Source organism: Mycetohabitans sp. B2 (genome assembly GCF_021733735.1).
GTDB lineage: Bacteria > Pseudomonadota > Gammaproteobacteria > Burkholderiales > Burkholderiaceae > Mycetohabitans > Mycetohabitans rhizoxinica.
Map to the genome: position 1 here is coordinate 1 of NZ_JAHKSP010000099.1, position 910 is coordinate 910.

Genomic DNA, 910 nt, shown 5'->3' on the forward strand with positions numbered 1-910 from the left:
TGACTGGAATCGCAAATCGGCTGATGCCCTTGGTCAACAGCGCCCGGTTCATGCCTAACAAACTGCCCACAATGACCAGGGCAGAGAATAAGTAAATGATATTGGTGGTCTGCCAAAAGTGATGAATCGGGCTAAGCAATTCCGCCGGCAGCAGGTGATGATGTACCAGCCACGATGGCAGTAACAATGCCACAATGACAGGGCCACCGATATGACGTAGTCCCGGCAGTTTGGCACCGAGCTCGGCACACGTAAATCCCGCGACTGCAAGTACTGCAATCATTACAGGTAAATCGCTGGATACACATTTTAGCGCAACAAGTGCGGCTATACAGGCTATTAGCAATCCGTATACTGGCACGGGGATAATGCCAATGCGACGGTGCGTCCATTGCGGCCAGTGGAGTGATGCACGCCATGCGCATAGGCGAGAGACAAACATCGTGCTGAACAAGCAAGAAGCTTTCAGTCGTTTTAAAGTAACTTTAGCCATGACGCACCTTATGGGCTCCCCTTTAGGTGAAGAGTGGTTAGGCTCGGTCAAGTGCGTCACCACTTTGATCGGGCCGCTTTAACGCACTTATTTCACAGGTAAATTAAAAAGCTATTGAGCGGAACACCTTTATAAAGGGTCAAATAAATGGATAAAGTAAAATTTACCTAAATCTAAGCGCTTTAGGTAACTATAACTTGCTTGCCTGCAGAGAACAAGGCGGCTTAAGATGAGCTAGGTTAACTAGGTGCTTAAATAGTCGGTTCTGAATAAACCGCAGACGTTGGTGCAGTAAGACTCTGAGGCCAGAATGGTGTTGTGGGAATTGCAAGAGGCAGGCATATTAATGCGAGATTCCTGCAAATTTCGACGAGGTTCGGATGGGTCCGAAGACGCCGGTGCCAGAGGGAGATTTGT

The 910-nt window shown here is 48.5% G+C and carries 1 protein-coding gene; it reads right to left on the reverse strand.

Annotated features, from left to right (window positions below; all coding sequences use genetic code 11):
* Positions 1-493: 2-hydroxycarboxylate transporter family protein (locus KPG66_RS16885; protein WP_237071605.1), on the reverse strand; the 493-nt coding region annotated here is incomplete at its 3' end.
* Positions 494-910 lie beyond the last annotated feature (417 nt).